Source organism: Vreelandella neptunia (assembly GCF_034479615.1).
Classification (GTDB): Bacteria; Pseudomonadota; Gammaproteobacteria; order Pseudomonadales; family Halomonadaceae; genus Vreelandella; species Vreelandella neptunia.
The window spans coordinates 4,094,125-4,110,602 of the sequence record NZ_CP140255.1 but is presented as its reverse complement, the minus strand read 5'-3'; the positions used below and the strand labels follow the sequence as shown (position 1 = coordinate 4,110,602).

The window sequence follows — 16,478 nt, the reverse complement described above, 5'->3', positions numbered from 1 at the left end:
TACTCGATACACATCGTCGCTAATAGATTAAGGATATGGAATGACAACGGATAGTGCGCTCAAACACTCGTCTACCGGCGAACACCCCACACCTTCAGAGCAGGGGTATGATTTTTCTGAGCAAGTAGGCCATCTACTGCGTAAAGCCTACCAGCGGCATACGGCTATTTTTCAGCGCTACAGCAGCGATAAACAGCTCACTGCCATTCAGTTTGTCACGCTGTGCACGGTGATGGAGCGAGGCCCCAGCTCGCTAACCGATATCGTCAACGCCACGGCGATTGATCCAGCCACCATCCGTGGCGTCATTAAACGCCTTAAAGCACGTGAGTGGATCTCGCTTACCACCGACCCCAATGATCAACGCAAAGTCATGGTGGTGATCACCGAGCCCGGTGCGGCATTAGTCGAGGGCATGGTGCCCAGTGCCAAGCAAATTAGCGATCAGACCATGAAAAACCTCAACCCGGCAGAGCGGATCGCTTTGATGCATCTGCTGGAAAAAATGAACGCGGATGGGTGAGCCAAAAGAGAGGCTCGCGCTCCCGCGCTTTCGGAGTACGCCTAACGCTTCATTAAGTAACCCAGCGTTTCATCCAGCCCAATCACATCCCCATACTTGCTATCGATATCAAACAGGTTAGCTTCATGGGGCGCGGGGTGGCGGTCGCCCACGCAATCGCGCACCACCATCACCCGAAAGCCGTGCTGTACGCCGTCAACGGCGGTGGCGCGAATGCAGCCGCTGGTGGAGCAACCGGTAATGATCAGCGTATCGATCCCCATGGCGACCAGCGTGGAGGCCAGCGAAGTACCAAAGAAGGCGCTGGCATACTGCTTGGTCATTACCAGCTCATCTTCTCGGGGTGCCACTTCGGGGCAGAACTCCGCATAGGGGTTGCCCGCCACCATTGCCCGCATGACCGGTGCCTTCTTGACCCAAATGCCGCCATCGGTTTGATCCGGGGCATGATACAGGATGTTGGTGTGGATAACCGGCGTGCCAGTGCGCCGTGCGGTATGGAGTAGCGGCGGCATATTGGCCACCGCATCCACCACACCCTGGGCAAATAACGGCGAACCGGGCGTGGTGTAGCCCTGCATAAAATCAACCACCAGCAGCGCGGGTCTTTTGCCAAAACCTATGCGTCCATCCCACACGCCCTTGTAGTTGTCATCTAAGCTGCCACCAATATCGCTGGCTGCCTGGCTGGGGGTCGTCATAGTGCTATCTCCTAGTAAGCCCCTGATAAGAGGGCGCCCGCGCCCGGTACGATGGGCTCCAGGTCGAGTGCCTTGAGCATGGCGTAGGTGGTCGCGATAGCTGCGGTCACGACGGGCTTTCCGGTTAAGGCTTCTACCTTGGCGACGGCCGGTAGTGACGGCATTTGCACACAGGCTGACAAGACGATAGCGTCCACGTTACTTAAATCAAGACTGGCGACGATCTCGGGAAGATTGGCGGGATCGTGGCGAGCGACATCCAGGTTATTGGGGATCTCAAGCGCCCGATAGTCGAGCACGTCAATGCCTTCCTGACGGATGTAGTCGACCACCATTTCGGTCAGCGGCTTCATGTAAGGCGCCACGACCACCACACGTTTGGCTTTCATCACACCCAGAGCATCAACCAGCGCACCGGCGCTGGTGACCACCGGCGTATCGCAGCCGTTCTCTTCGGTGCGGCTGCGCAGACGCTTTTGCGACTCTCGGTGGTAGCCGGGCCCCATCGCCATAATGGCGACTAGGCAGGCATACCCCATCACATCCACTGCTGCATCGGAGAGCTCCAAGGCACAGCGGTCAGACTCCGCATCCATAGCGGCCAGCTCGTCCTTGCTGACGGTTTTCATGCGCATACGGCTGGAGTGGTAGGTAAAGCGTTCCGGGCGAATCAACTGCCGTGCAGCGAGCATGGCAGGTATCTCGGTCTCCATGGTGATATTGGAGCTGGGGACGATCTGGCCGATACGGTATGTTTTAGTGGTAGTGCTGGAGGTCATGATCATTGGCCTTTGTTAGAGTTGTGTGCCCAGGAAGTCTTCAAACGCGGCAAAAAAGCCCTCGAAGTCATCCCAGGGAATCATGTGACCCGCTTGTTCTGCGGTAGAAATACGAACCGTCGGTAGCAGGGTGCGTATTTCGGCGCGATCCTCATCCTGGATAACCCCGCCCTTGCCTGCACACATCAGCAGCGTGGGTACCTTGATGCCGGGAAAATCCTGGTGGATATCGACGCTATGGAACTCTTCAAACGCCTGAACGATGGCGGGCTCAAAGCAAGTGTGTAACCACTCGGCGCGTAATCGCAGCTGCTCGTCGCTCCAGGTGGGGCAGTAGTGGCGCATGGTCTCGATATCGGCACCCCGGGTGCAATCGCGAATCGAATCCACGTACCAGGGCAGCTTGCTGGGGTACTCACGGCGTCCTGGCCCTGAAACCGGTGGGTCGATCAGTACCAGTTTGTCGATGCCTTTGGCGCCGCGACTCATGGCGCGTAGCGCAAAGCGCGCACCCATGGAGTGGCCCGCCAGAATGACATCGCTTAGACCCAGCGCATCGATAAAGGCGATCACATCGTCGGCGCAGGTGTCGGTGTCATAGGCGAGGTCAGGCCCGGTGGACGACAAGCCGCGTCCACGGACATCCAGCACATAAGTGTCGAAATGCTGACCGAGCCGCTCGGCCACAAAACGCCAGGTGATAGCCGGGCTGGTAATGCCCGGTATCAGCACCAGCGGCTGGCGCCAAGTCTCGGCGCTGTTACTGAAGCGCAGGTAGTGCTGACGAATACCATTGGCGTGCACGTTGGCGCCATAGAGATAGGTGCTGCTCATGCCGGACTCCCTTGACTGGTTGGTTGCTTCAGCGGTACTTCAAAGGGGTCATAGGCGAATACCCAGGCCGGGTCTTCATCTTCCCGTAACCAGGTATTGTCGTGGGAAACCTGCTGAACCCGCGAGGCGCGCTCAAAACGGTTGGTGCGGTAAAGTTCGAATGCCTGCTGGTAGTTCTCGGCGCCCACTTCCTCCAGGCAGCGCACTAGCATGGCAGCATCTTCAATTGCCATAGCGGCGCCCTGGGCCATATGAGGCTTCATCGGGTGGCAGGCATCGCCCAGCAGCACTAGCCGGTTTTCATGCCACAGGGGCAGCGGGTTGCGCTCCAACAGCGGCCACTTGGTGACGCTTTCGGTGCAGTCGATCAGCGCTTGCACAGTGGGGTGGTAACCCTCGAAGGCCTTGCGCATCTCTTCCCGTGAGCTGCCGACGAAGGAAGTGCCGTGGTTCCAATCGGGTTCAGGCACGCCAGTCACGTAGTAATACTCCTTCTCGTCGCCGGTCACGAAGTACACCATCATGTGACGGTCTTCCGACCACCACTTCACGCAGGCTTCAAAATCCAGGTCATAAGCCTTGAGCTTTTCTGCTGATATAATTGCCCGGTGGGCAACCCAGCCGCTATAGATCGGGGCTTCAGGGCCGAGCAGCTTCTCGCGCAGGCGTGAATTAACGCCATCAGCGCCGATTACCAAATCAGCTTCTTCGATTGAGCCATCGGCGAAGGTCATAACGACCTTGTCGCCGCTGTCATCCACATCGACCAGACGCTTATCGAAATGAAGATTGTCCTGGTCGAGTGTGCTGACCATCAATTCGTGCAGATCACCACGATGAACGGTGATGTAGGCCGCCCCATAGTTTTCGCGAGCAAACTCGCCCAGCGGGATGCGCGACTGATACTCGCCGGTCATGCCGTTGCGGCTGAACCAGTAATCGGGATGTGAGCCCATGGCATTGAGCTTCTCCTCAATGCCGATCCGGCGCATCACTTTCATCACGTTGGGGCCAAGGTGAATGCCTGCCCCAAGACGCGCAAACGCTGGTGCCTGTTCGTACACCTTGGTGGGGTAACCTGCTTGCTGCAGCAGCGCGCCTGCAGCGGCGCCGCCAAGGCCTGCGCCAATAACGGCGATGGTGGGTTTGTTGTTCATATACTGGTTTCCTCGCTGTTTTATTCGCCTATCACTCGTTTCTGAATGCGTTCGTGAATGCTATAAAACAACGTATACACCATTTATTTTTTGGTCAAGAATTAGTTTCGAAATTATTTTTTAACAAGAATGGGACGTTGTTTTTAATTAAATATATGAATTTAATGTATTTATCGTTGTTTTTTTGGTTTTGTGCAAAAACTTGAAAAACGCATCCATTGAGTGATATACGTTTATTAGTCTTGTTTTTATGGCGTATGCACCTTTAATGTTCGATGAGTATTAGCTCTGCACTTAGCTGGTGCAAGTCGATTGGCCGCATGTGAAAGGGAGATGAAAATAGGCTGGTTTAAGGTGCTACGAAGCGTGTTTGGCAGGCAGTATTTATTAGTAAAATCTAAGTCATATCCAAGCCCTATCCAGAGCAAGAGTGCGGGCTTAACAATAACGATGATGATCCCCTATGACGCTAAAGCTAACTATCAATGGGCAAGAACATGAGCTGGCCGTGCCGCCGCAGATACCATTGCTCAATGTGTTGCGTAACGACCCGGCGCTCAATGGGCCTAAGTATGGCTGTGGTTTGGGCGAGTGTGGGGCATGCAGCGTATTGATTGATGGCATGGCAGCACGCTCCTGCGTACTGCCCGTGTCTGCTGCCGTTGGTCATGAGGTAACCACCCTTGATGGTCTTTCCCAGAACGGTGAGCTTGACCCTGTACAACAAGCCTTTATCGATGCTCAGGCAGCCCAGTGTGGCTACTGTTTGAACGGTATGATCATCACTGTTCGTGCGCTGCTAAATCATAATACTCAACCCTCTGCGCAGCAGATTCGCACCGCTTTAGAGCATAACCTCTGCCGATGTGGCACCCATGTTGAAATTCTGCAGGCAGCGGAACGTGCCGTGATCCTTAACGCGGCTGCGTTGCAGGAGGCACCTCATGAGTGAAGGGACGATGCTCCATGGCCAGCAAAAACAGGCCGGCATCCCCCCCGCGCTGCTGGCGCAGGCACGTTTTGGTGTCGTCGTGCGCCCAGCGTACTACCGGTGGAATGGCGAGCGTTTTGAGAGTGATCGCTTAGTGGGCGTCGATAGCAGCAGCATTGCCTCACTATCTGGATCTATTGAAGTCGTGGTGGAAGGGGATTTTGTGGGGGTGGTTGCCGATAGTTTGGCCTTGGCAACCGATGCCGCTAAACAGCTGAAGGTTGAGTGGCAGGCCGTTCACCAAGCGCCCGAATCTGATAGCGATCAAGCGCCCTCTGAATCGCCTCTTGTTAAGTCTAGCCCGTCATACACGCATTCGAACCATGGGTATGGATGGCCGAGTCGCATGCGCTGGGGCAATCACCCTAGCTGGGTAATTGCCGATTGCCGCGACCAACAATTGAGTGTGTGGGGGCAAACCGTCACCCCAGCGGCGCTGAAACAGGATCTAAGCCGGTTAACCGCGCTGGATATTAGCCAGATTGAGCTGTACAGCGCCGATGATAAGCACGCATCAAGTCAGGCCTCAGGGCTGGGTCGCCATTGCGGTGACGATGCCGCCGTGGATGCGGCGTTGATGTCGCGGGCGTTGGGCGGCCCGGTAGCCGTTTGGCTCGATGCCCGCTACGCCAAGGATGTTCAGGCATTGGGCCAAGCGCAGCGAATTACCCTAAACGCGGACATTGCCAGTAGTGGTGAGATAGCCCGTTATCACTATCAGCAGGCCAATCTCACCGGTGAAGTGGCTGCCGTAGGATTGTTGTTAAGTGGTAGGGCCGCGATAGCAACGCCTAGAGCTGAGGCCACCGCCGGCGAGCAAGACACAACGCCGTTCTCGCCCTATATATTTCGCGATCAATACCTTGCCGCACGCTCCCAGCCAGACTCGCTCTCCACCAATTCCACCTTGATGGGTATACAGCAGACGTTCGCTCGGGAATCTTTTTTAGATGAGGTTGCCCGCGAGAGTGACCAAGACCCTGTCGCGCTGCGACTTCGCCATCTTGACGATGCGCGTGGTATTGAACTGATTGAGTCCGTCGCTAAACGGGCCGAGTGGCAAAGGGCGTCCAATCCATCAGCGGACTCTTTACCCCAGGATCTATTGCGCGGGCGGGGTTTTGCCTACTCCCAACTACCTGACCGCGAACAACGCGTAGAATCGGGAGTGCGCTCTGCCTGGATTGCCGATGTTGAGGTCAATCGTATTACCGGCGATGTTCAGCTTACCCGTTTGGTGGTGGGGCAGGACGCTGGCCCTGATGTGGATACTAATCGCCTTCAGCGAACGCTACAGGCCCGGGTCTTGGGTGAAGCGCGCCCCCTTTTGGGGCAGGCGCCTAGTTTCGACGAGTGGGGTGACGGTAGTCGTACGCTGACTGAACGTGAAGATTCCGCAGGATTACCAACCACCGCACCTTCTTTAAGCCCTGTTGAGGACGGTGCTAATAAAACCGTCGGTGAAGACGTATTAACCGGTGCGGAGCTATCGCCGGGTGTTGCGGTAATAGCCAATGCGCTTTTTGATGCCACCGGCCTGCGTTTTCGCCAACCACCGTTTACCGCCAATCGCGTACGCCAAGCTCTCGAAGCTTCGTCCATCGAGAAGGCAGGGCGCCCATCTAAATTGAAACCGCCGCGGTCAATGAACCGGCGCTGGTTAGCCGCTGCAGCGTTTACCACCATTGCGGGCACTGCGGCCGTGGCGTGGCCGTGGAAAGGGGCCATTGCGCCTGTCTCACGGCCAGCCGCCAACCTCTACTCCGCCGAGACCATTGAGCGCGGGCGACTCGTTGCGGCTGCAGGCGACTGCGCGGCGTGTCATACCACAGAAGGTGGCGTGACCAATGCCGGTGGGCGCGGGTTTGAAACCCCTTTCGGGACGCTCTACAGCACTAACATTACGCCGGATGAGGCGACGGGGATTGGTCAGTGGTCTTACGCAGCCTTCGAGCGCGCTATGCGCCACGGCATTAGCCGTGATGGCAGCCACCTTTATCCCGCTTTCCCCTATACGGCGTTTGCCCAGACCAGTGATGCCGATTTACAGGCGCTTTACGCCTATTTAATGGCTCAGCCGCCTGTAGAGACTGAAAAAAACGCCAATGCGCTCACTTTCCCCTTCAGCGTGCGTAGCTTAATGGCAGGCTGGAATACGCTTTATCACGATGCAACGCCTTTCCAGCCTGACCCCATGCAAAGCGAGCTGTATAACCGGGGAGCCTACCTTGCCGAAGGATTAGGTCACTGCAGCGCTTGCCATAGTCCCCGCAATGCCATGGGCGCTGAGAAAAACGGCGAGTCGTACCTTGCCGGTGCCTTTGTAGATGGTTGGGAAGCGCCACCGCTTAATACGCTGTCGCGTGCGCCCATCCCGTGGAGTGAAACATCGCTTTACGACTATCTGCGCCACGGCGAATCTGCGCTACACGGCGTTGCCTCTGGCCCTATGGCCCCGGTGGTAGCGGGGCTGGCTGAGCTGCCTGAATACGATGTGCGGGCCATTGCTCACTATGTGGCCACCCAGATGCAGGCGCCAACAGGTAATAGCGATGCGGCTATGGCGGAGGCTACGCAGCGCGTGACCAGTGCAGCCGTTAGCTCAACCGGGATGGAGGCAGGGGAGCGGCTCTTCGATGGCGCCTGTGCGGCGTGCCATGTCGATTCTGGCGTTCCTACCTTTTCGAGGGCGAGCACTAATCTGGCGCTGAATACCAATTTGCACAGCGATCATCCCGATAACGTTATTCAGTCAATTTTGGGCGGTGTTCACGCCGAACACGTTCCCGGTATCGGTAGCATGCCAGGCTTTGCCGACAGCTTTAGTAACACCCAGGTCGCTGATTTGACGACCTACCTCCGAGCGCGTTTTGCCCCAGAGAAAGCGCCTTGGCAACAAGTAGAACAACGTACCGCAGAGTTACGCCAGCCTCACCACAACAACACTCACTCTACTCCCTGACGTAATAAAACGAGGTGGATTATGAAACGTAGTAAATGGATATGGCTAGTATGGGCCGTCGTCTTACTGAGCTATTTAGTGCCTTACACCCTCTTGAGCGGGGTCGCGCTCTGGTACGGCAGCTTCCTGTTTTGGATGTTGGCAGGGTTGGCCATCATTGCGCTGAATGTGTTTATCACTAAAGATTTTGAGGAGCACAGCAATGACTGAGTCACTCATCTGGTGGTCCATTGCCATCTACTTATTGATCGCTATTGGCATTGCGATTATGTCTCGCCAAGGCCCTTCCGAAAGTATGTCGGGATACTTCCTGGGTAACCGACAAATGAACGGCTTTGTCTCCGCGCTGAGCTACAGTGCCACGACGTATAGCGCATTCATGATGGTGGGCCTGGCAGGCCTTACCTATGCCGGCGGCGTTGGCGCCCTAGGCTTTGAAATTATCTATTTTGCTGGGGTTTCCCTGGTGGCTATTTTCGGGCCCAAATTCTGGGCGGTGGGCAAGAAGTTTGGCTTTGTAACCCCCAGTGAGATGCTCGGCCACCGCTACAACAGCAAACATGTGGCCATGGCTGTCTCCATTGCCAGCTGTATCTTCCTGATTCCCTACTCGGCCGTTCAGCTCGCGGGTGTCGGTTACCTGTTGCAGGGTATTACTGACGGCGCGATTACCTTTACTACCGGGGTGGTGCTGGCCACGGTCATCGCCATCTTCTTCTCCTATATCGCGGGTATTCGTTCGGTAATGTGGACCGACTCGCTCCAGGCCATCATGATGATTGTCGCCTCAACCTTGGTGGCCTTCCTGGTGATCCAGGGCTTGGGTGGTTTCGGCGCACTATTCGATACGCTGGCAACGGAACATCCGCAGTCGCTGACGGTGCCCGGCCCTGGCCTGTTCAGCTTTGTCACTTTCCTGGGGCTCACCATTCCCTGGTTCTTCTTTAGTATCTCCAACCCACAGGTCAGTCAACGCCTGTTTATGCCCTCTTCGCTGCGCTCCATGCGCCACATGCTGATTGGCTTCCTGGTGTTTGGTTTTATCTACACCATGGTCTCTGTGCTTTGGGGCTTCTCTGCCTTAGCCGCTTTCCCAAGTCTTGAGCGCGCAGATTTAGCCACGCCTACGCTGCTGGCCTCGGAGTTTGTTCCGCCAGTATTAGGGGTGATTGTGATGATCGGAATCATGGCCGCTGCCGTCTCTACTATCGATTCGATCATGCTGACGCTGGCGTCCATGGTCTCCCGGGACGTCTATGCGAACGTTAAACCGAACGTCAGTGAAAAGCGCCAACTGCTGGTGGGCAAGTTCGTGGTGCCGGTGATCGCACTGTTGGCGCTGGCCTTTGCCGAGCTGCAGCTTGACCTTATTGCGGTGCTGTCGGTGGCTGCTTCCTCTGGTCTGGTCGCCATGGTGCCCGCCCTTATCGGTGCCTTCTATTGGAAGCGCGGTACTGGCGTCGGTGCACTGGTAAGCGTGGTGGGTACCAGCGCCTTTGTACTGCTGATGTATGCCACTGGCAATTCACTGCTGGGCCTGCCCGCTGGCGTATGGGGCATTGTGGTCGCTAGTGTGCTGTTTGTTGGCGTTAGCCTTATGACCAAACCTCATCAAGCCTCTTCGGACGCCTTCTTTACCGCCATAGCGGAAGAGCTGGGTAAAAAGCGCCGTACTACCACCGATCAAGCGACGAAAGAGGCGGCTGCCTAATTGACGTTCAGCTTTGAACCGATAACACCATAGAGCGCTTGGTGTGCCCAAAGGCGAGCACGAGCGCTCTCAGCTAACACTTCCCAGTGCGGTATAGCTGTGCTTTGGCCTGGGAAGTTAGGAGACTTTATGGATCACGCAAGCTTTGCCGAGATTTGCCTCCATCAGCTAAAAATGTCCGGCGTACATGAAGGCGAAAAACTCGTTGTACTGACCCAGGGCAGCGAACGCCTTGATTATGCGGATGCCTTTATGGCGGCGGGGCAGCGTTTAGGCGCCAATATGTACCACATGCGGTTGCCCGCGCCGTTACCTACCGGTGGCTGGGCCGTGGGAACAACGGGGCTTGCCAGTATGCCCGATGCGGTGGAAGCGCTTAAAAACTGCGACATGTTGATCGATTGTATTTTCCTGCTGTTCTCTCCCGAACAAATGGCGATTCAAGCCGCAGGTACGCGCATACTGACGGCGGTTGAACCGCCAGAACTGCTGGCCAGAATGTTGCCCACCAAGGAGCTAAGGGAAAAGGTCGAACTGGCCGCCGCGCTGCTGGAAAAAGCCAAAGTGATGCGCATCACCTCGCCCCACGGCACTGATGTCACCTACCAACTGAATACTTATGAGACCGTTGCTGAGTATGCCTGTACCGACGAACCGGGGCGTTGGGATCACTGGCCCTCTGGCTTTGTGTTCACCGGCGGTGATGATGATGGCGTTGATGGCACCATTGTGGTGGCGCCGGGCGATATTCTGCTACCCCAGAACATGTATGTTCGAGAGCCTATTACCTACACCATTGAAAAGGGCTGGATTACCGACATACGCGGTGGGCTGGATGCGGAGCTAGTGAAATCTTATATGGATAGCTTTAACGATCCGCGCGGCATGGGCATGAGCCACGTGGGCTGGGGCATGAACCCTAATGCCAAGTGGCACCGCATGGTGCCCGGCGAGTTCCCGGGAGGTATGGGCATGGAACCGCGCAGCTTCTATGGCAACGTGATGTTCTCCACCGGCCCTAACAGCGAACTGGGCGGATCCAACGATACCGCCTGCCATCTGGATATTCCCATGCGCAACTGCTCGCTCTTCCTGGACGATGAGCCCATTGTTATTGATGGAGATATCGTCGTTAAAGAGCTGCAGATGGCTAGGGGTTAATACGCTAATAAGTAGTGATACTGATAAAAAGCCAGCGTTAACTATTCACTGAGGTCGGAATCAACCCGTAGCGGGGGTCTTTCGCCATGGATGGCGAAAGTAGCGCCCATGGATGGGTTCACAGCGCCCCCGCGTAGGGTTGTGCAGACCGTTGGGTTGCTTTTGCGGCTACTTCTTCCAAACCATTAACTGCTGACGATAATCTTCCTGCGCCTGACTGGCACTAAAAGGGGTTAACCACACTTCAGTGCCGGGTAAACACTGGGCCAGCGCAGCGCAGGCGATGGGAGTGAGGGCGCCTAAACGCGGATAGCCGCCAATGGTCTGGCGGTCGTTCATCAGCACGATAGGCTGGCCGTCTGGCGGAACCTGTACCGCTCCCAGCGGAATGCCTTCGGAAATAATCCCCGTGAGTGAGCCGTGTAGGGCTGGGCCGGTGAGGCGAACGCCCATACGATCGGCGCGATTATCCACTGTCCAGGGTTGGTTGAACGCTTGGAACAGCGCACGGCCGCTGAAAGAGGCGATTTGCGAACCGAGCACGATGGGTAACCGACAGCCAGACGCAGGCATGCATGGGCCCTGGCTTTCAGGAATGCGGCGTACAGCAGGGGCGGTGCCTTTCCAGATTAACCGGTCGCCCACTTTTAGCGGCTTGCCATCTTCATCCAGGCCACCCAGTTGCTCGCGGGCGGTGCAAGCGCGGCTGCCCAGCACCTCAGGCGCATTTAGTCCGCCGGGAAAGGCGAGATAGGCGCGCAAACCCTGGCGTGGTTGGCGAAATTCCAGACGCTGGCCCGGCAGTAGCTTGAAGCTGGTATTGGGTGCTAGCGGTTTGCCATCCAACTGGGCGTCTAGATCGGCGCCGGTCAACGCCAGGCGCACCTCGCGTTCGGTTTCAAAGCTCAAGCCGCCGCCCATGACGATTTCCAAAGCGGCGCTGTTTAAAGCGTTGCCCAGCAACCAGTTAGCCCAGCGAAAAGAGATCCAGTCGGCAGCGCCGCCCTGAGTAACGCCTAAGTGGCCGACGCCAAACCGACCGGCATCTTGGATAAGCGCCAGCGGCCCCGCTTGCTTAACCACTAGCCCCTTCTGTGTTTCATTCATAGCGACTTGGCTCATGGGCGCTCCTCCATGGGCGTAGTATCGCCACCGTCGGCTGCAAACTCTTCCCGGGAGATCGCTCTAAAGCGCACTTTGTCGCCCGGACGAAACAGCGGCTCGCCGCGTTTGGCATGCTCGAATAGCGGCACGTTGGTGCGACCCAGAATATTCCAGCCCCCCGGCGAAAGCAGCGGATAAATCGCAGTTTGGCGATCGGCAATGCCCACGCTACCGGCGGCGACTTTGCGGCGCGGTGTTTTCAAGCGCGGCGTCGCGAGAGATTCGTCTACCAAGCCCATAAAGCCGTAACCGGGGGCAAACCCCAGCGCGAACACGCAGTAGTCGTGGTTGCAGTGCTGCTCGATAAGCTCGTCAATACTTAAACCTGCGCGCTTGGCGACCAGGGGCAACTCGGGGCCCACGCTTTCGTCGTACCACACCGGGATATCGTGCAGCTCACCGGCTTGAGTATCCACAGGGGTAAGACCAGAAAGCGCCTTGTGAATAAGTTGAATCGCCTCGCTATGGGTTAACTGCTGGCAGTCGTAATGCAGCAACAGCGTGGTGTAAGAGGGCACCAGGTCAATTAACATGCTTCCAAAGGCGTTACGCAGCGCCTGGTCGGCGGCGATTACCCAGGCCATATTGGCTTCGTCGATGGCGTCGAACAGGCGCACCATCAGGGCATCCATGGCGGCGGTTTCAATGCTTTTTTCAATATTGGCTTTCACGCCTGCTCCAGCGCCTGAAAGGCCTCGCGAATAGCGCGTACGGCGGCCACTGACTCGGGGTTATCGCCATGAACGCAGAGCGTATCGCAGGCTAGGTGCAGCGGTGTTCCATCAAGCGCGGTGAGCGGCTCGCCTTTGGCCAGCATTATCGCTTGATCGACGATGGTGTTCTGTTCGTGGTGTACAGCGTTAGGCAGGCGTCGTGAGGCCAAGTGACCGTTGCCATCATAAGCACGGTCGGCAAAGGTCTCGAACCAGAGGGTAATGCCCATTTTGGCGGCCAGCTCGCGGTGCGGCTCGGGGTCGGCGGTGGACATAATCATTAACGGCAGGCTGGCATCATAAGCACGCACCGCGCGCATGACGCCTTCGAGCAGCGCCGGGTTGGCGGCCATGTCGTTGTACAGCGCACCGTGAGGCTTGATGTAGCTCAGTTGGGTGCCTTCCGCTTGGCAGATGCCCGCCAAAGCCCCTACTTGGTAGAGCACCATATCTTCCGCTTCTTCCGGCGAGCAGGCCATTGAGCGGCGGCCAAAGCCCATCAAATCCGGGTAACCTGGGTGCGCGCCAATGCGAACGCCATTTTGCACCGCTAGCTTGACGGTGCGGCGCATCACATGGGGGTCTGAGGCATGGAAGCCGCAGGCGATGTTGGCGCAGTCGACGAAAGGCATCGCCTCGGCATCCAGGCCGAGGTGCCAGTTGCCGAAACTTTCGCCCATATCGCAATTAAGCAGGGGGATGGCCATAGCGACTCCTGTGTCGATGCAGTGGTGCGTTTGATGGGTTAGCGCTGATTGTAGACCATCACCAATATATGAACATGGCTTGCCCAGTGCCAATCGTTTTTGACGATACTAACTATCGGACGCTTCTATCATATTGTTATTTATTGGAAAAAGGGTTGACGCTTGGGCACGATACGCTTATCACATTAGAAGCGGGGCGTGATAATAACGTTGGTGAAATAGCGCTGCTGGGAGTGGTCTTAAAGTTGCATAGTGTTCTTCAAGTTGCGTAGCTATCAGACCGTCATGAGCGTTAGCACTCCGCAGCTCTCTTTACGTGTCAGCTCGACAGCGATTTTTTACCCCAGAAAGTCATTTGCAGGCGAGTCACTATGCTCGATTTTAAGGAACTTGAGGCGTTCGTGTGGGCAGTGAGGCTCGGCTCCTTCCGTAAGGCGGCGACCCGCCTGCACCTTACTCAGCCCTCTGTTTCTGAGCGTATTTCACGCTTGGAAACCACGGTAGGAGAGCTGCTGCTGGAGCGAGCCGCCCGGCCTATTCAGCCGACTATGCGAGGCCGGGAGTTCTTTGTGCACGCCGAGCGGATGCTGCACCAGCGTGACGAGGCGATGAAGCTTTTCGATGATGAAGAGGCGTTTTCTGCACCATTGCGGCTCGGCACAATTGAAACCATCGCCCATAGCTGGTTTCCCGAATTTATGCGCCGTTTAACCGAACGGTATCCGCGTTTGACCATTGAACTGACAGTGGATTATTCGCCGGTGCTCAATGAGCGGCTATTGGGCAACGAACTGGACATTGTATTGGCGATGAATGGTTATTCACCGCAAAAGCAGATCGAGTACGAGTCCTTGAGCCCCTATGAAATGGGCATGTTTGTCTCTCCGCGCCACGTCAAGGTGCTGAGCGAGAGTGCCGACACTTGGGGCAAGCAGTTGCCGTTTATTTCATTTGGTAAGCAGGCTCGACCCTATGCAGAATTGGTGAGTTATTTGGCAGAGCTGGGAGTCGCTAATCCTCGTATCCATAGTGTCAGCACGCTAATGACCATTGTGCGCATGACCACCGAAGGGCTGGGGATTGGCGCGCTGCCCGTCGCCACCGTGCTGGATGAGTGGCAGCGTGGGGAGCTCTACCGTCTCTCGCTACCGGTGCCGTTACCGGCCATGCACTATGATGTGATATGGCGCAACGCTAACCACCCGCGCTTTTGTCGTGGGGTGGCCCGCCTGGCCCAGCAGTGTGCCTGCAGCTATGCCCAGGCGCGCCGTGCCGATATGACAACAACACTTTTCTCCGGGCGCTGGGTTACCGCCAGCGCCTCCTCTGGTACCACCGAAGCAACACACTATTAGCACCATACTATTAATAGAAATAAGAGGGTTCTTATGATGCGCAAGACAATAACGACTTCATTGCTACTGGCAACTGCGTGCGGTTTAACGGTGACGGCTCACGCTGCGGAATGGACTATGGCCACGCCTTACGGTGATGCCAGCTTTCATACCCAAAACAACAAGCAGTTTGCCGAGGATGTGGCTGAAGCCACCGACGGGGAGTTGACCATTACCGTTCATAGCGGCGGCTCGCTGGTTTCTCATGGTGAAATCAAGCCGTCGGTTCGCCGTGGCACCATCGATGCGGGTGAAGTATTCCTCTCCGTTCTTTCCAACGATGATCCCATTTTCGAAGTGGATACCTTGCCCGGTGTGGCGGGCAGCTACGAAGATGCCTATGCACTGTGGGAAGCCACCAAGCCGATGATCACAGAGCTGTTTGCCTATGAAGGCTTGATTCCGCTCTACGCCGTCACCTGGCCTGCGCAAGGTATCTATACCTCTGAACCTCTTACTGAACCGGAGCAGTTTGAAGGCTTGCGCGTTCGTGCTCCTAACATCAATACCCAGCGTTTTGTCGATAACCTGGGCGGTAGCCCTACCGAAACCGAAGAGTCTGATATACCCACTGCGTTCAGCACTGGCCGTGTGGATGCCATGATTACCTCAAGCTCTACCGGCAACTCCATGGCGGCGTGGGATTACGTGACTGATTACACCGACGCTAACCTATGGCTGCCCAAAAATATCGTCTTCATTAGCCAACGCAGTTTTGATGCCCTGGATGAAGCGACTCAGGAAGCTCTGATGGAAGCCGCCGCTGAGGCTGAAAAACGTGGTTGGGAAATGAGCCGCGAAGATAATCAGGCGAGCCTAGAAGCTCTGCAAGAGAACGGTATCTCTGTTTCAGAACCTAACGACGCCGTTTCAGAGGCACTCCAGGCAGCCGGTGACAAACTGTTTGAAGATTGGCAGTCGCGTGCTGATGACGAAGCCAAACAGGCGCTGGAATCCTATCGCGAGCAGCGCGACAGCTAAACGCTCTTGTAATGTCTCTTACAGCGGGGGTGGCAACGCCTCCGCTGCTGTTCCCGCGTGCTTTTTCCCATGTGCTTCGTGAGGCTGCGAACATGACGTTTAAATTCGACAAGCTCTACCGCCTGGGTGCTTGGGGTGCGGCGGCCTGCATGGTTGCTATTTGCGCGCTGATAGCGCTTCAGGTGACCTTTCGTCTGGTAGACGCCCTGCTGGTGCTCGTGGGCCTGAGCCGCTTGGGCCTGAGTATTACCGGTGTTTCGGAAATCGCTTCTTATCTATTGGTGGGGGCGACCTTTCTGGGGTTGGCCTACACCTTTGTGCATCACGCCCATATTCGCGTGACGCTGTTGATTACCCGGCTACCTTCGGCAATCCGTGTGTGGTTTGAAGTGTTTGGTTTGATCATCGCCCTGACGATCAGCCTAATGCTCTGTTACGGCCTCATTGGGTTGGCGAGGGAGAGTGTGCAATACAACGATGTATCTTCGGGCTTTGTGTCGATTCCGCTCTGGATCCCCCAGCTTGTGCTGGCGACCAGCGTAGGGCTGCTCTGTTTGGCGCTGGCTGAAGCCTTGTTTATGGCGCTACGGATTGCCATTCGAGACCCTGCGAGCTTTCGTGAAGCGACGGCCCCAGATGAAAGCGAGGGCGATTAAATGGTGACGTTAGCTATGTTGTTGTTGAGTACGTCGTCTTGGTT

General features: G+C 56.4%; 16 protein-coding genes. 9 read left to right on the top strand and 7 right to left on the bottom strand.

Features of this window, described 5'->3' with window-relative positions; genetic code table 11:
- Positions 1-40 precede the first annotated feature (40 nt).
- Entirely contained in the window at positions 41-523 is a 483-nt protein-coding gene (locus SR894_RS19015; protein ID WP_223288529.1) for a MarR family winged helix-turn-helix transcriptional regulator, read from the top strand.
- Between the two features lie 41 nt (positions 524-564).
- Here SR894_RS19015 and SR894_RS19010 read toward each other — a convergent pair whose 3' ends face one another.
- From SR894_RS19010 to SR894_RS18995, 4 genes are read right to left on the bottom strand one after another with little or no spacing between them, the layout of a single operon-like run.
- On the bottom strand, positions 565-1,224 hold the full coding sequence (locus SR894_RS19010; RefSeq protein WP_223288528.1) for an N-carbamoylsarcosine amidohydrolase: 660 nt from the start codon (positions 1,222-1,224) through the stop codon (positions 565-567).
- 11 nt (positions 1,225-1,235) lie between these two features.
- On the bottom strand, positions 1,236-2,003 hold the full coding sequence (locus SR894_RS19005; RefSeq protein ID WP_275951312.1) for a maleate cis-trans isomerase family protein: 768 nt from the start codon (positions 2,001-2,003) through the stop codon (positions 1,236-1,238).
- Between the two features lie 15 nt (positions 2,004-2,018).
- Positions 2,019-2,837 (bottom strand): alpha/beta fold hydrolase, encoded by an 819-nt coding sequence (locus tag SR894_RS19000; RefSeq protein WP_223288527.1) that lies wholly within the window; start codon positions 2,835-2,837, stop codon positions 2,019-2,021.
- Positions 2,834-3,994, bottom strand: a complete 1,161-nt coding sequence (locus SR894_RS18995; protein WP_223288526.1) for an FAD-dependent monooxygenase — start codon at positions 3,992-3,994, stop codon at positions 2,834-2,836. Before SR894_RS18995 ends, SR894_RS19000 begins: the two co-directional genes overlap by 4 nt.
- Positions 3,995-4,457: 463 nt before the next feature.
- Between SR894_RS18995 and SR894_RS18990 the strand changes: the two genes are divergently transcribed.
- From SR894_RS18990 to SR894_RS18970, 5 genes are all read left to right on the top strand, one after another.
- Complete coding sequence (locus tag SR894_RS18990; protein ID WP_223288525.1) at positions 4,458-4,946, top strand: (2Fe-2S)-binding protein; 489 nt, start codon at positions 4,458-4,460, stop codon at positions 4,944-4,946.
- Complete coding sequence (locus SR894_RS18985; protein ID WP_246638174.1) at positions 4,939-7,947, top strand: c-type cytochrome; 3,009 nt, start codon at positions 4,939-4,941, stop codon at positions 7,945-7,947. The genes SR894_RS18990 and SR894_RS18985 overlap by 8 nt, the downstream gene beginning before the upstream one ends.
- Positions 7,948-7,968: 21 nt before the next feature.
- Positions 7,969-8,157: a hypothetical protein gene (locus tag SR894_RS18980; protein WP_022521540.1), complete on the top strand. Its 189-nt coding sequence runs from the start codon at positions 7,969-7,971 to the stop codon at positions 8,155-8,157.
- On the top strand, positions 8,150-9,658 hold the full coding sequence (locus tag SR894_RS18975; RefSeq protein WP_133731518.1) for a sodium:solute symporter family protein: 1,509 nt from the start codon (positions 8,150-8,152) through the stop codon (positions 9,656-9,658). Before SR894_RS18980 ends, SR894_RS18975 begins: the two co-directional genes overlap by 8 nt.
- A gap of 129 nt (positions 9,659-9,787) precedes the next feature.
- The gene (locus SR894_RS18970; RefSeq protein WP_133731517.1) at positions 9,788-10,819 is read left to right on the top strand and encodes a 2,5-dihydroxypyridine 5,6-dioxygenase NicX family protein; all 1,032 of its coding nucleotides are present in this window, start codon (positions 9,788-9,790) and stop codon (positions 10,817-10,819) included.
- 168 nt (positions 10,820-10,987) lie between these two features.
- Here the strand turns inward: SR894_RS18970 and SR894_RS18965 are convergent, their stop codons facing one another.
- From SR894_RS18965 to SR894_RS18955, 3 genes are read right to left on the bottom strand one after another with little or no spacing between them, the layout of a single operon-like run.
- Complete coding sequence (locus SR894_RS18965) at positions 10,988-11,941, bottom strand: 5-oxoprolinase subunit C family protein (protein ID WP_133731516.1); 954 nt, start codon at positions 11,939-11,941, stop codon at positions 10,988-10,990.
- Positions 11,938-12,654 (bottom strand): 5-oxoprolinase subunit PxpB, encoded by a 717-nt coding sequence (pxpB, locus tag SR894_RS18960; RefSeq protein WP_413614123.1) that lies wholly within the window; start codon positions 12,652-12,654, stop codon positions 11,938-11,940. The genes SR894_RS18965 and pxpB overlap by 4 nt, the downstream gene beginning before the upstream one ends.
- Positions 12,651-13,403, bottom strand: a complete 753-nt coding sequence (locus SR894_RS18955) for a 5-oxoprolinase subunit PxpA (RefSeq protein ID WP_133731515.1) — start codon at positions 13,401-13,403, stop codon at positions 12,651-12,653. The genes pxpB and SR894_RS18955 overlap by 4 nt, the downstream gene beginning before the upstream one ends.
- A 371-nt stretch (positions 13,404-13,774) precedes the next feature.
- On the opposite strand from SR894_RS18955, the gene SR894_RS18950 reads away from it, so the two are divergent.
- From SR894_RS18950 to SR894_RS18940, 3 genes are all read left to right on the top strand, one after another.
- Entirely contained in the window at positions 13,775-14,758 is a 984-nt protein-coding gene (locus SR894_RS18950; RefSeq protein ID WP_223288524.1) for a LysR family transcriptional regulator, read from the top strand.
- A 36-nt stretch (positions 14,759-14,794) separates the two neighbouring features.
- A complete protein-coding gene (locus tag SR894_RS18945) occupies positions 14,795-15,778 on the top strand; it encodes a TRAP transporter substrate-binding protein (RefSeq protein ID WP_223288582.1) in 984 nt (327 codons plus the stop codon).
- Between the two features lie 92 nt (positions 15,779-15,870).
- Positions 15,871-16,434: a TRAP transporter small permease gene (locus SR894_RS18940; RefSeq protein WP_223288581.1), complete on the top strand. Its 564-nt coding sequence runs from the start codon at positions 15,871-15,873 to the stop codon at positions 16,432-16,434.
- Positions 16,435-16,478 lie beyond the last annotated feature (44 nt).